The organism is Burkholderia pyrrocinia, from assembly GCF_018417535.1.
GTDB classification, from domain to species: Bacteria; Pseudomonadota; Gammaproteobacteria; order Burkholderiales; family Burkholderiaceae; genus Burkholderia; species Burkholderia pyrrocinia_E.
Map to the genome: position 1 here is coordinate 3,221,789 of NZ_CP070978.1, position 12,634 is coordinate 3,234,422.

At 64.0% G+C, this 12,634-nt stretch carries 12 protein-coding genes and 1 pseudogene; 6 read left to right on the forward strand and 7 right to left on the reverse strand.

The annotated features are described in order from the left end of the window. Nucleotides 1-19: 19 nt before the first annotated feature. The 3 genes from JYG32_RS32650 to JYG32_RS32660 form a co-directional block, all read right to left on the reverse strand. A complete protein-coding gene (locus tag JYG32_RS32650; protein ID WP_213266366.1) occupies nt 20-1,045 on the reverse strand; it encodes an AraC family transcriptional regulator in 1,026 nt (341 codons plus the stop codon). Between the two features lie 129 nt (nt 1,046-1,174). Next, a complete protein-coding gene (locus JYG32_RS32655) occupies nt 1,175-2,269 on the reverse strand; it encodes a porin (protein WP_213266367.1) in 1,095 nt (364 codons plus the stop codon). A 375-nt stretch (nt 2,270-2,644) separates the two neighbouring features. Next, nucleotides 2,645-3,394, reverse strand: a complete 750-nt coding sequence (locus tag JYG32_RS32660) for an NUDIX hydrolase (RefSeq protein WP_213266368.1) — start codon at nt 3,392-3,394, stop codon at nt 2,645-2,647. 91 nt (nt 3,395-3,485) lie between these two features. Here JYG32_RS32660 and JYG32_RS32665 point away from each other — a divergent pair, with 91 nt between their 5' ends. Both JYG32_RS32665 and JYG32_RS32670 read left to right on the forward strand, forming a co-directional pair. After that, nucleotides 3,486-4,514 (forward strand): SPFH domain-containing protein, encoded by a 1,029-nt coding sequence (locus JYG32_RS32665; RefSeq protein ID WP_213266369.1) that lies wholly within the window; start codon nt 3,486-3,488, stop codon nt 4,512-4,514. After that, complete coding sequence (locus JYG32_RS32670) at nt 4,511-5,443, forward strand: sugar kinase (RefSeq protein WP_213266370.1); 933 nt, start codon at nt 4,511-4,513, stop codon at nt 5,441-5,443. Before JYG32_RS32665 ends, JYG32_RS32670 begins: the two co-directional genes overlap by 4 nt. A 224-nt stretch (nt 5,444-5,667) precedes the next feature. Here JYG32_RS32670 and JYG32_RS32675 read toward each other — a convergent pair whose 3' ends face one another. Continuing rightward, nucleotides 5,668-7,593, reverse strand: coding sequence for a potassium transporter Kup (locus tag JYG32_RS32675; RefSeq protein WP_213266371.1), 1,926 nt, complete (start codon nt 7,591-7,593; stop codon nt 5,668-5,670). A 233-nt stretch (nt 7,594-7,826) separates the two neighbouring features. Continuing rightward, nucleotides 7,827-8,438 (reverse strand): LysE family translocator, encoded by a 612-nt coding sequence (locus JYG32_RS32680; RefSeq protein WP_213266372.1) that lies wholly within the window; start codon nt 8,436-8,438, stop codon nt 7,827-7,829. Nucleotides 8,439-8,525: 87 nt separating this feature from the next. Here JYG32_RS32680 and JYG32_RS32685 point away from each other — a divergent pair, with 87 nt between their 5' ends. After that, the gene (locus tag JYG32_RS32685; protein ID WP_213266373.1) at nt 8,526-9,053 is read left to right on the forward strand and encodes a GNAT family N-acetyltransferase; all 528 of its coding nucleotides are present in this window, start codon (nt 8,526-8,528) and stop codon (nt 9,051-9,053) included. Between the two features lie 18 nt (nt 9,054-9,071). Here the strand turns inward: JYG32_RS32685 and JYG32_RS32690 are convergent, their stop codons facing one another. Both JYG32_RS32690 and JYG32_RS32695 read right to left on the reverse strand, forming a co-directional pair. Further along, nucleotides 9,072-10,133, reverse strand: coding sequence for an alkene reductase (locus JYG32_RS32690; protein WP_213266374.1), 1,062 nt, complete (start codon nt 10,131-10,133; stop codon nt 9,072-9,074). Nucleotides 10,134-10,215: 82 nt separating this feature from the next. Then, nucleotides 10,216-10,524, reverse strand: coding sequence for an ArsR/SmtB family transcription factor (locus JYG32_RS32695; protein WP_213266375.1), 309 nt, complete (start codon nt 10,522-10,524; stop codon nt 10,216-10,218). Nucleotides 10,525-11,053: 529 nt separating this feature from the next. On the opposite strand from JYG32_RS32695, the pseudogene JYG32_RS39200 reads away from it, so the two are divergent. From JYG32_RS39200 to JYG32_RS32705, 3 genes and pseudogenes are all read left to right on the forward strand, one after another. Continuing rightward, a pseudogene (locus JYG32_RS39200) lies at nt 11,054-11,206 on the forward strand (HU family DNA-binding protein); the annotation flags it as partial. 61 nt (nt 11,207-11,267) lie between these two features. After that, a complete protein-coding gene (locus JYG32_RS39205; protein ID WP_249744805.1) occupies nt 11,268-11,477 on the forward strand; it encodes a LamG domain-containing protein in 210 nt (69 codons plus the stop codon). Between the two features lie 474 nt (nt 11,478-11,951). Continuing rightward, entirely contained in the window at nt 11,952-12,551 is a 600-nt protein-coding gene (locus JYG32_RS32705; protein WP_213266377.1) for a recombinase family protein, read from the forward strand. Nucleotides 12,552-12,634 lie beyond the last annotated feature (83 nt).

The window sequence follows — 12,634 nt, forward strand, 5'->3', positions numbered from 1 at the left end:
TGCCCGGCCCGCGCCGCTGCTACCGCGCGGTTCGACCGGGTTCCGCCTCGTGACGCGCTGCCCGAAACTGCCGGGGCGTGACGCCCCGCAGTCGTTTGAACGCACGGCTGAACGCGCTTTGCTGCGAATAGCCGAGCATCTCGGAGATTTCCGACAGGCGCAGGCTGGATTGCTGCACGTACTTGACGGCGAGATCCTCGCGCACGCGTTCCCGCAATTCGTCGAATGTCGTGCCGGCCTCGAACAGCCGACGTTGCAACGACCGCGGGGAAGTGGCGAGCGCGCGTGCGATCGCGTTCAACGAGCTGTCCGAGAACGGGAGTAGCGCGCGAATCATCGTCTGCGTGCGCACGACCCAAAGGGCCTCTACCTGGGCTCTTTCTCTGCGCAAATGCGCGTCGAGAATGCGATGCGCGTCGCGGCGAAGCTGCGCCACCGGACGCATCACCGTGTCGCGGTCCAGGACGATCGCGTTCCTGTCCTGATCGAAGCTCAGCGATGGTCCGAACATGCGCCGGTGCAGCGAGATGTCCGCGGGCGCGGCATGGCGGAATTGCACGACGGCCGGGCGCCAGCCGGTGCCGCAGACGGAACGCAAATATTGCATCCCGTTCGCGAGACCGAGCTCGATCGCCTGAATTTCCCCGGGGCCCGACGCATTCTCCAGATCGTAGGTCAGGACCATCTCCGGTCCGTCCCGCACGGCCCGCACGGAAGACATCGACGTATGCAGCACGTAGAAGTCGGCAAGCGTTTCCATGGCCTCGCCGATCGTGCGTGCGCCGTTCATCATGACGAGGATCGGCCCCAGTACGGCCAGGCCCTGATATTCGGCGAGCCTCAGCCCGAATGTCCGGCATTGCGTGACGTCGGCGGCGAGCGTCAGGAACCGGAGCACTTGCCGGCCCCGGACCGGCACATCGGCGGAACGGAGCGCCAGCTCCGGCAGGTCGGCCCCGGCCGCGACCCGCTCCGGGTTGGCTCCGAGTGCGTCGAGCAGGGCAGCGGCGCCGGTCAGCACCACACTGGGCATGAAGTCTTGCATGCTGGATGCGGGTCGTTACTTGAGAAGGTTTGCTGCGTGTGATCGCTCGCGTGCAGTCTCCGGGACGCCGGACGAAATGACAACAGGTGCCAACCCGCGGTCGAGACGCGTCGGATGGATAGCCGGCACTCAGAACGCGTGGCGGATACCGACGTCGGCAGCGAACTGCGCGCCGGCGACGCCGAAAGGGGCGCCGTTGATCGCAAGGCCGGTGTTCATGCGCCCGTGGTTGTCGACGTAGGCGACCTGCGTATAGAGCGTGGTGCGCTTGGACAGCAGGTAGTCGACGCCAAGCGAGCCGAGGATCGAATGGTTGTTCGAATCGTTGCCGTCGCGGGTGTACCAGACGCCGCCGTCGACGGAGAGGGCGGGGGTGAGCGAGAAGGCGAAACCGCCGGAGATCACGCGGTTGTCGAAGGCGCCGGCGACCTTGTAGAGCGTGTAGGAGGCTTTGACGGTCAGGCGGTCGAAACGATAGCTGGCGCCGATGTTGCGGCCGGCAAACGCGACGGCGCTGGGGTACGGGAGGGTGGCCGCGGAGCCGCCGGCGTTGCCGCTGTACATCGCTGCGCTGAACAGCAACCCCTTGTAGTGGTACGAGAGCCCGGCCGAGTATTGTTGCCCGGCCTTGAAGTTGCCGGGCGATCCTCCGAACGCAACCATCACGCGCCCCTGGAAGCCGGCGATCTCGGGCGACGCGTACATCACGGAATTGGGGTTGAAAAGGCCCGTGACGATCACGTTGTCGACATAGGTGATGAGCCCGCTGCCGAACTGCTTGAGGTCGCGGGAATCGGTCGCGAAGACAGACATCAGGAACGGCGAGAATTGCAGGCCGGCGGTGAGGGTGCCGAAGCCGCCGGTGACGCCGACCCAGGCCTGCCGTCCGAAGAACTCGCCGTTGGAGTTCGCGAATCCGCCATTGGCGATGTCGATGCCGCTTTCGAGGCCGAAGATGGCGGCGAGGCCGCCGCCGAGATTCTCGGTGCCGTGCAGGCCGAAGCGGGACGCATTCTGGCCGGCGGATTCGAGCGAGAACTGGTGTCCTGTGTTGGCGCCGGTGGCGAGGTTGAGCGTCTTGCTCGTATAGAGGATCGACGCGTCGGTGACGCCGTAGAGGGTGACGTTGCCCTGCGCATGGGCGGCGGGAAAGAAAGCCAGTATGCAGGCGCCGCCGACGGTGGCGTATCGAATGGCTCGAACGGCGAAATATTTCTTTGTCATGGCGGGCGTCTCCTTTGCCTTGTCGGGTATGAATGGCGTGAAGCCGGAGCGAATGGCACCGATATGCTTCGGTATCCTTCGCATTGGACGGAAAGCCGGGTAGGGACGCGATCAGTTCGACACGCGCAAGCGGGTGGTTTGCCGATGTCCTTGCATCGTGCGCTGCCGATTCGCCGGTTCTTGCTCCGGATCGGCAGCACACAATCTCCGATGCCTATTTACGCGCGAATCCCGCGCGGGAACTTGACCGCCGCCGCCGCTATTTGTACTTTGCGCGCCAGTGCGCTTCAGGCGGTCGCACCTGCCGTTCGCCGACAGCGGGCGCTGGGCGATCGACTTGTGCGATCCAAAGGGGAAGGGGGCGAGTTCGACGCGTCAGTCGCCACCACGCGGACTGAACGTTCGCGGAAACACCACGACCGTACCGCGGTCCGCGAGGCGATACCCGAGTGCCGGCCGGTTCGATTCCCCGGCGACGTGACCGTCTTCCTTCAGGAACCCCGCCGCGAGCATCCGTGTGCGGAACCCGCTTTTATCCACCGGCCGGCCGAGCACGACCTCGTACATGCGCTGCAACTGCGGCAGCGTGAACGGCTCCGGCAGCAGGAAAGCCGGCAGGGACGTGTACTCGACCTTGCTGCGCAGCCGTTCGACTGCCGTCTGGAAAATGTCGTCGTGATCGAACGCGAGTGCGTGCGTCTGCGTCACCGTATCGACGGCGAACCATGCGACTTCGGCGGCATTGGCCCCCTTCGCGAGCGTCACGTCCTGGGCAGGGATCAGCGCGAACCATACGTGCGTGGCTGACCAGCCGCGCGGGTCGCGCGTTGCGCTGCCCCAGCTGCCGAGCTGCTCCAGATACGGACTCTTCACACCGGTTTTCTCGAACAGCTTGCGGCGCGCGCAATCCTCGAGCGTCGCGTCGACGGCCACATCGACGAAGCCGCCCGGCAATGCCCAGCGCCCGGGAAATGGCTCGCCGGCTTCGCCCGGCCGCTGCACGAGCAGGACCTGCAGCGTGTTGTCGAGCACCGTGAAGATCACGACATCGACGGTCGTGTAGGGCAGCGGAAAAGCGAGTCCTTGCCCGGCGCGTCGTCCGGACGGGGATTTCTTCTGTGTCATGGCGAACCGGCAAGAACTTGACGATCCTCATTCTAAGTTGTATTGTGCAACTCATACAAGTTGTACTATACAACTCAAAGGGGAGCCCACCATGTTCGGGATTCGATTCATCAAGTCGCAGCCGACCGTTCACCTGATGCAGTTCCGTGCGGGCAAGGTGGTGCGAGAGGGCGCGGGGCTGTCGTTCTTCTACTACGCGCCGGCGACGACGCTGGTGTCCGTGCCGGTGGCGAGCCAGGACCGGCCGTTCATCCTCGAGCTCGTCACGGCGGATTTCCAGAGCGTCACGGTGCAGGGGCAGGTGACCTATCGCATCAGCGACCCGCAACGCACGGCGGCGATGATGGATTTCTCGCTCGGAAAGGACGGCAAGTCGTATGTATCGGAAGATCCGAAGCGGCTCGGGGATCGCGTCGCGATGCAGGTCGAGGTGATCGTGCAGCAGGCCGTGCAGGCGCTGGGTCTGAAGGAAGCGCTGCGCGCGTCGGCGGCCATCGCGCACACGGTGCAGACGGGTCTCGCGAGCCAGCCGGAAATCGAGGCGCTGGGCCTGGAAATACTGGGCGCCTCCGTGATGGCGGTGAAGCCCACGCCGGACATTGCCCGCGCGCTCGAAGCCGAAGCGCGCGAATCCAACCTGAAGGCAGCCGACGACGCGATCTATCTGCGGCGCATGTCGGCCGTCGAGAACGAGCGCGCGATCCGGCAGAACGAACTGGACACCGACATCGCGGTCGAGCAGAAGAAGCGGCAGATCCGCGAGACGCAGATGGACGCGAGGGCCACGCTGATGCGCCGGGAAAACGTGCTGCGCGACGAGCAGATGGCGGCCGACATCGCGCTCGAGGACAAGCGCAAGGCGTTCGTCGCGGGGCAGGCGCACAACAGCCGGACGCTGGCGGAGGCCGAAGCGCACCGGGTGGGGGCCGTCATGCAGGCGCTGGAGAAGGCCGATCCGCGCATCGTCAACGTGCTCGCGGCGGCCGGGATGCAGCCGGGCCAGCTGATCGCGCAGGCATTCGGCGGCATCGCAGAGCGGGCGGAGCGCATCGGGCAGCTCAATGTGTCGCCCGAACTGCTGCAGGGCCTGATGGGCGCCGGCGCGCGGGCAACGTCATGAGCGCCGACGCTCGCAAGGTCGTGCTGGTGACGCGCCGCACGCGGCTCGACGAACTGATCGCGCGGCATCACACGCTCGCGCAGGCGAAGTTCTACATCGAGCACCTCGGCGCGGATTTCTCCGACTACGTCGCCGAGCATGCCGCGTACGCAAGCAGCATGGCGCTTGCCGTGCGCGCGCTCGAAGGCTGGGGGCGCTACCAGATCGTCGATCGCAGCTATCTGCCGAACTTCATCTTCGCGGCCGACGATATTGTCGTGTCGCTCGGGCAGGACGGTCTGGTCGCGAACACGATGAAGTACCTGGACGGACAGCCGTTGATCGGCGTGAATCCGGAACCGGGGCGGTGGGACGGTCTCCTGCTGCCGTTCGAGCCGTCGGCGCTCGGGGCGGTGCTCGCGGATGTCGCGCGGGGCCGCCGACCGACGAAGGCGGTCACGATGGCGGAAGCGCGGCTGGCGGACGGGCAGGTGCTGCGCGCCGTCAACGACCTGTTCATCGGCCCGCGCACGCATGCGTCGGCGCTTTACGAGATCGAGCTGGGCGAGCGGCGCGAGTCGCAATCGTCGTCCGGCATCATCGTGTCGACTGGGCTCGGTTCGACCGCATGGCTGAAGAGCGTCGTGACAGGGTCGCTCGGCGTCGCGCACGCGATGCAGGAATCAGCCGGCGATTTCGAGTACCGGCCGCAACCGTGGGACAGTCCACGGCTGACCTTCGCGGTGCGCGAACCGTTTCCGAGCCGCGCGTCGAAGGCCGGGCTGGTATTCGGCTACGTGGACGCAATAGAGCCGCTGCGGTTGCGTTCTCGGATGCCGGAAAACGGCGTGATTTTTTCCGACGGGATGGAGGCCGACTATTTGCGGTTTACGGCGGGAATGGAGGCAACGGTGACCGTCGCGGCGACGCAAGGGTGTCTGGTCGTGTAGCGCGTTCGTGACCGCTGCGCGGACGATCTTCATTACACGACCAGGAAGGTTCGGGCGTCGTGTTTTGCCGCTAGGGCAACGCGGATCTGTTGTCGGAAACCAGCCGCTACGTCGCCGACTCGACGAGCATCATGCGCGCCAGTCGCCTGCATCGCGCCCGAAGCTGTCCGCGCGCGTCCGACGGATCAGGCATGCGACATGCGCATTCCAGTGCGCGAGCCGTGCTAGATCTCGACCCGTGCGCCAACCTCGATCACGCGGTTGGCTGGCAACTTGAAGAATGCGGCGATATTGCCGACGTTGTGCAGCATCACCGCGAACAGGCGTTCGCGCCATAGCGCCATTCCGTGGCCTGGCGTCGGCACGACCGACGCGCGGCTCAGGAACCACGATGTCTCCGCCGGTTCGAACGCGAGCCCGGCGGCCCTGCGTTCGCTGAGCGTCTTCGGCAGATCGACTTCGTCCTTGAATCCGTACGTGACCGTTACCTGATGACAGCCGGGGCAGAGCAGCTGTACCCGCATGCGCTCGCTGTCGGGCACCCATGGCACCTCTGCGGTGATCACCGTCACGAACACCACGCGTTCATGCAACACCCGGTTATGGATCAGGTTGTTGACCAGCGCATGCGGTACCGCCTCGGGGGTCGGCGTCAGGAAAATCGCGGTGCCGCTTACACGAGCCGGCGAGCGCGCGAGCAGCGACGCCAGGTAGGGCTTGAGTGGCGTCGTGCCGGCGCGCACGCGTGCTTCGGCAAGCAACATTTCCCAACCGCGGCCCCAGGTCGCCATGATCGTGAACACCACCGTGCCGATCGCGAGCGGGAACCAGCCGCCCTCGACGACCTTCAGCAGGTTCGCGGAGAAGAACATCGCGTCGATCATGAAGAAGAACGCGGTGGCGAACACGCAGAGCAACCAGTTGTAATGCCATGCGTAGCGGACGACGAAGAACGTGAGGAACGTCGTGATCAGCATCGTGCCGGTGACTGCGATGCCGTATGCGGAGCCAAGCGCGGTGGATGAGCCGAAGCCGAGCACCGCCGCGACCACCGCGGCGAGCAGTGTCCAGTTGATGCCGGGCACGTAGATCTGGCCCATTTCCTCGCCCGACGTGTAGACGATGTTCATCCGCGGCAGGAAGCCGAGCTGCATCGCCTGTTTCGTCATCGAGTAGGTGCCGGAGATCACGGCCTGCGATGCGACGACCGTCGAGATCGTCGCAAGCACGATCATCGGCAGGATCGCCCATTGCGGAAAGAGCCGATAGAACGGATTCTGCAGCGCGCCGGGATTGGCGAGCAGCAGCGCACCCTGGCCGAGGTAATTGAGCGCGAGTGCGGGGAACACGACGCCGAACCATGTGACGCGAATCGGTCGTTTGCCGAAATGCCCCATGTCCGCATACAGTGCCTCGGCCCCCGTCAACGACAGCACGACGGCGCCGAGCGCGACGAACGCGAGCCAGCCGTGATGCAGGCAGAAGCCGAGGCCGCGCAGCGGATCGAGCGCGGCCAGAATGGCCGGCGCGTCGGCGATATTGACGAGGCCCGCGATGCCGATCACGACGAACCATGCCACCATCACCGGCCCGAACACGGCGCCAATCCCGCTCGTGCCATGCTTCTGCATGATGAAGAGCGCGACGAGCGCCGCCAACGTGACCGGAATCACATAGGTTTTCAGCACCGGCGCCACGACCTCGAGGCCCTCGACGGCGCTCAGTACCGAGATTGCCGGCGTGATCACGCTGTCGCCGAAAAAGAGTGCGGCACCCATCACACCGACGACGAGCAGCGTGCGGCGCAGCCGCGGACGCGTCGCGACCGACGACGCGGCGAGCGCAAGCAGCGCCATGATGCCGCCTTCGCCATGGTTGTTCGCGCGCAGGATCAGCACCACGTACTTGATCGAGACGACCACCATCAGTGACCAGAAGATCAACGACACGATCCCGACGATATTGAATGCGTTGAGCGCCAGCCCGTTGACCGGATCGAACACGGTCGACAGCGTGTAGAGCGGGCTCGTGCCGATGTCGCCGTAGACGACGCCGAGTGCGGCCAGCGCCAGCGCCGGGAGGGCTGGCTTGTGAGGGCCGGGCATGCCGAGCCGGTCGGCCTCCGACGCGGCGGATGCAGAATGTCCCATCTGTCCCTCCGGGTTCTGTCGCGCGGCGGCGAAGCGGCCGTACGGGCCGATGTGCTCCGTCGCTCGTTTCTTTCTTTATCGGGGTGCGATCTGAATGCCGACAACGTCGTTGGGCGCTGCGGTTAGAGAAAGTATAGGAACAGCTGGCAAAACATTGGAAAAGGGGCGCAACGTGGTGGGTCGGGCGTTGACTTGCGCGCGCTGGCGAAGGGGGGAAGCGGTTGGCGCGTCGCTCAGCGCGTCGCGATCGCCACCGCCGCGCCGGCCATCGCGGCCGCGCTCGTGCGGTTCGCGATCCGCTTCGCGCGCGCCGACGTCAGGAAGGCTCGTGCGCGCGACGCGAGCAGCGACCAGAAGCAGTCGGCGAGGATCAGCACCGCGAGCATCGTGCCGACCAGTTCGGCCCACGCGAGAACGCCCACGTGCGTGAGGTCGACGATGGTCGGCAGCAGCGCGAGATAGAACACCATGATCTTCGGATTGCCGAGCGTGACCAGCAGGCCCGCGACGAACATGCGCGATGGCGACTGGCCGCGCGGCAGGTCGTCCGCGCCCGTCCCGGTCGGCGCGGTCCACATCTTCCATGCGAGGAACAGCAGGTACGCGACGCCGAGCAGCTTCAGCACGATCAGGCCCGTCTCGAACGTGCGCGCGAACGCGGACAGCCCCGCGACCGCGAGCGTGAGCCACAGCGCTTCGCCGAGCCACATCGCCGCGAGGAACGGCAGCACGTCTCGCACGCCGTTCGTCAGCACGCGCGCGACGAGCGCGGCGACGCTCGGGCCGGGCGTGCCGGCGGTGACGAGCAGGGCGAAGGCGAAGACGGCGAGTGCGGACAACGTCATGACGGGCCTCGTGGGTGGGGCGTTCGAAACGTATGAAGTTTCGATTATAGTGACGGGCGTTCCTGACTGCCTGCCTGAATTGCCGCAATGACTGCATCGATCCTGATCCGTCCCGCCACGCGGGAAGACGCGGCCGCGATGGCCGCTGTGGAAGTCGCCGCCGCGCAGCGGTTTCGCGAGATCGGCATGACCGACATCGCCGATGCCGAGCCGACCGATACGGCCGACGTACTTGCGCGCATCGACGATGGCCGCGCGGTTGTCGCGGTTGATGCGCAGGGCGCGTGCGTCGGGTTTGCGTTCTACCGGCTGCTCGATGGGCAGCGACTGTATCTGGAGGAACTGGATGTCGCGCCGTCGCATGCCGGACAGCGGATCGGCGCGCGCCTGATCGAACAGGTGACGGCGCGCGCGGCGCAGCAGGGTATCGCGCAGGTCGTGCTGTCGACGTTCCGCGCTGCGCCGTGGAATGAGCCGTACTACGCGCGCCTCGGTTTCCGTATCATCGACGACGCGTCGCTCGACGACACGCTGCATGCGATCCGCGCGCATCATGTCGCGCGCGGGCTCGACGAGACGCAGCGCGTGTTCATGCGCGCGGACGTGCGCGCCTGAACACGTGCGGCCCGGCCGTCAGGCCGCGTCGCTCAGCGCCGGGTAGTCGGTGTAGCCCGTTTCGCCTTCCGCGTAAAAAGTTTCCGGCACCGGCTTGTTGAGCGGCGCGTCGAGTTCGAGGCGGCGCGGCAGGTCGGGGTTCGCGATGAACAGCTTGCCCCAGGCGATCGCGTCGGCGCTGCCGTTCGCGAGTGCGGCCTGCGCGGTGTCGACCGTGAACTGCTCGTTCGCGATCAGCGGGCCGCCGAACGCTTCCTTCAGGCGCGGGCTCAGGTGGTCGCCCGAATACGATTCGCGCGTGAAGATGAACGCGATCTTGCGACGGCCGAGTTCGCGCGCGACATAGCCGAACGTTGCCGCCGGATCGGAATCGCCCATCGTATGTGCGTCGCCGCGCGGCGCGAGGTGCACGCCGACACGGCCGGCGCCCCACACGTCGACCGCCGCGTCGACCACTTCGAGCAGCAGGCGCGCGCGGTTCTCGATCGGGCCGCCGTAGGCATCGGTGCGGCGATTGGTGCTGTCCTGCAGGAACTGGTCGAGCAGGTAGCCGTTCGCGCCGTGGATCTCGACGCCGTCGAAGCCGGCCGCCTTCGCGTTTTCGGCGCCCTTGCGATACGCGGCGACGATGCCCGGAATTTCGTCGAGTTCGAGCGCGCGCGGCGTCACGTACGGACGCTGCGGACGCACGAGGCTCACGTGGCCGCCCGCGGCGATCGCGCTCGGCGCGACCGGCAGGTCGCCGTTCAGGAACACCGGATCGGAGATCCGGCCGACGTGCCAGAGCTGCAGCACGATCCGCCCGCCGGCCGCGTGCACGGCCTGCGTCACCTGCTTCCAGCCCCTGACCTGCTCATCGGACCAGATGCCGGGCGTGTCCGCGTAGCCGACACCCTGCGGCGTGACCGACGTCGCTTCGGTAATGATCAGGCCGGCCGATGCGCGCTCGGCGTAATAGCGGGCCATCAATGCGTTCGGCACGCGCGTCGCGCCCGCGCGGGAGCGGGTGAGCGGCGCCATCACAATGCGGTTCGGCAGGGTCAGGTCGCCGAGGGTAACGGGATCGAACAGCGTGGGCATGGCAGGTAACCTCTTCACGAAAGGCGGGCGCGCCGTCGCGTCATGCGCAACGCGGGCCCGCGTGGCCGATACGGCCGGTTGGCTAGAGATCGCGGCGCAAAGCGTCGTGAAATGCGTCGATGACGGCCTCGTTGCGCCGGAAGAACGCCCACTGGCCGATCCGCGTCGACGTCACGAGCCCCGCGCGTTCCAACGTCGCGAGGTGCGCGGAAACGGTCGACTGCGACAGCCCGCAGCGCGCGTCGATCTGCCCTGCGCAGACGCCGTGGTCGTGCGACAGCGTCTGCGCCGGAAAATGCGCGTCCGGCGTTTTCAGCCAGTTGAGGATTTCACGGCGCACGGGGTTGGACAGCGCTTTCAGGATCGCGTCGATGTCGAGTTCGGTCGGCATGGATGGAGCGGGTGTTTCGGTCGGGCAAACGGGTATCGTCGATGGGCGAATCTTATATCGTATTTTGACGATATGTTTGAAAGCACTGCCGGCTATGGGGTTGATAGCTGTCGATGGACAAAAAGATCGCACCCGGAAGGAGGGTGGGGAAACGTGCAAAAAAGACCATACTTCACATTTTACAATGCGGGAAATCGACGTAACCGGTTGATATCAATGTGTTATATGTGTGTTTACGTTAGGTGGGCCTGAGATTCATCGGGAAGTGGGGGAGCCATTACGCGAGTGAAAATAATAGCTATTCCTAAATGTAAGTCCGCGCGCACGCGATGTAGCAAGGGAAGACGATATCCTTTCATAAAACTTTCGAACTGGGGCTGCATGACTCGACTCAATAGCGAGCCGGGGGAGGCGTATCCCTGCGCCGGCACTCTCCAGGCGGGTGGCAGGAGGCGACGGGGCGACGTGGCCGCCGTCTTACTGGTTCCCTAGCCGCGGTATGCGGTAGGGTGCGCGAGCAGGATTGTCCATGAACAAGCAGGAACTCATCGACGCTGTCGCCACGGACGTTGGCATCAGCAAGAGCGAGGCGGGCAAGACCGCCCATGCGGTGCTGGACCTCATTGTCGACGCGGTGAGCCGCGGCGAAGTAGTGCAGCTGGTTGGTTTTGGGGCGGTTTCGAAAGGGCAGCGCGGGGCTGCCGGCCACCCAATGGTCCCACGAGGCGGTGTCGCTTTCCGGTATGGCCGCCAGGCTGTATCTGAACGGAGACTTGGTGGGAAGCGAAAGCGACGTGATATTTGCGCCCTTCCGCATCGGATCGGCCGCGCGGAACTGGATCGGGCGGTCGCAGTTTGCCATCGACCCGCACTTCGACGGCATGATCGACGACTTCCGGGTCTATTGCGGTGCCCTGGACGACGCGCAAGTCCAGACGCTTGCACAAGCGTGATTCCATCGGATACAGAATTTTTTTGGTCCGACTGATCTATTGCGAACTCGTGCCTGAGGGTGAACTGTTTCCGCTAACCCCATTACACCGATCACCTCCCGCTCATTGCGCAAAAGCGATTGATCGATTTAATGACATTGAAAATAGGAATGGAATTTTGTTTTTTGTAAGAAGTGAAATCAATGTGTAAGTAAAATTGGGGATTGGATTATTCTATATAAGGAAATCCCTACTTTGTGGGTAGGTGATGGATGGTGCTTGTTGTAGGATTATTTCAAGATCAAGTCGATTTCTTCTGTTTTTACATTGTTTGACAATTCCATTGAAAATATATTGAGTATGCTTGCGTCATCGATGAGCGAGTCCAATTTTGACGTGTTGTGCGGAGATTCAGTATTTGGGAAAAATTCTGTTGCGCATCAGCGTTATCGAAATTGGATGTGTCTTGAGTGAAATATAAATCGAGGTGTCGGGATGGTGGAGATTGGTAAAAAAATCGGTTATGCGAGGGTTTCAACTGATGAGCAACATCTCGATATGCAGATTAAGGCGCTTAATAATTTCGGATGCGACGTCATCCATTTCGACAAGGGGATTTCGGGGGCGCGATTCGATAGGCCTGGCTTGAAACTCGCGTTGGACCAGCTTACTGAAGGGGCTACGCTCATTGTCTGGAAGCTCGATCGGCTCGGACGCTCTTTGGGGCATCTCGCGAACATCATAGGTCAACTCGACAAGCGAAAGGTCCGCGTTGTCTCGCTCACGGAGTACATTGACACGCGATCATCAAGCGGCCGGTTCACGTTCCATATGCTTGCCGCACTCGCCGAGTTCGAGCGAGGTCTGATCAGTGAGCGAACGCGGGCCGGCATGGCCGCGGCTCGTGATCGGGGTTGTCATATTGGCCGCCCGAAGGTGTTGAGCGACGCTCAGCGAATCGAGGCGCAAGACCTTCTGGGAAAACACGCGCCGACTCTGGTTGCGCAGAAATTTAATGTCCATCGCACGACACTAATGCGGCATATCAAAATGCATCAAGAGTGCATCATGACAAATGATGAACCGGATCTCTGAATCAGCCAAATCGACTAAAGTTCAAAGCGGAGCTTGGCTTAATTGTGATGTGGCCTCGTATGAAGGTTTCGCGAATGGCGATA